We start from the raw sequence: 836 nt of genomic DNA, 5'->3' as shown, positions 1-836 counted from the left end.
TCGAGGACTCGCTGAGCGACTGCCGGTCCGAACACGGCGCCACCCGTCGCGACCGCGTGGACTGCGTGCAGGATGTCTGCCTGGTTGGTTCCCTTGAGCAGGTAGCCCCGGGCGCCGGCGCGCATCGCTGCGAAGACTGAGTCGTCGTCGTCGAACATCGTCAGGACCACGATCGCGACCTGAGGATTCGACTGCAGGATCTGTGCCGTCGCCGCAACTCCGTCGAGCTCGGGCATGTTCAGGTCCATCAGGACGACGTCGGGCCGTTCACGGGCGGTCGCGGCCACTGCCTCGGTGCCGGTGGCCGCCTCGCCCACGACGATGACGGCCGGATCGGTGGCAAGGAGCGCACGCAGACCGCTGCGGAAGACGGGGTGGTCGTCGGCGACGAGGACCTGGACTTGATCGTTCATCTCACCTCGGGCACCGGTAGGCGTGCGTGGACGACTGTTCCATGCTGGCCGGAGCTGATCTCGAGCCGGCCGCCGAGCTCCTCCGCCCGCTCCCGCATGGCCAGGGTGCCGACACCGGCGGGTTGGTCGGGCGACAGCCCCCGACCGTTGTCGGCCACCTCGAGCTCGAGCGCGCCGTCGAGATGCACCCTGACGCTGCATGCGGTGGCGCCTGCGTGCCGGACGACGTTGGTGAGAGCCTCGCAGGCGATCCGGTAGGCAGCGACCTCGACGGCGGCAGGGAGCTGGCCCAGTGCCTGCTCCGGAAGGCAGAGGGTGATCGTGAGCGACGCGGCGGTCGCCTCCAGCTGCGACGCATGGAGCTGGAGTGCGCGCACGAGACCGAACTCGTCCAGGGCCGGAGGTCTCAGCCCGTACACGACA

The 836-nt window shown here is 69.6% G+C and carries 2 protein-coding genes; both read right to left on the bottom strand.

The window, feature by feature from the left end; translation table 11 throughout:
• Positions 1-413: response regulator (locus EFL26_RS02875; protein ID WP_148046615.1), on the bottom strand; the 413-nt coding region annotated here is incomplete at its 3' end.
• On the bottom strand, positions 410-836 hold a 427-nt coding region (locus EFL26_RS02870), incomplete at its 5' end, for a sensor histidine kinase (protein ID WP_245999975.1). The genes EFL26_RS02875 and EFL26_RS02870, both read right to left, overlap by 4 nt.

Source organism: Nocardioides pocheonensis, assembly GCF_003725535.1.
In the GTDB taxonomy this organism is placed as follows: domain Bacteria; phylum Actinomycetota; class Actinomycetes; order Propionibacteriales; family Nocardioidaceae; genus Marmoricola; species Marmoricola pocheonensis.
Note: the sequence above shows the minus strand (reverse complement) of the source record. Positions and strands in the feature narration are given on the sequence as shown.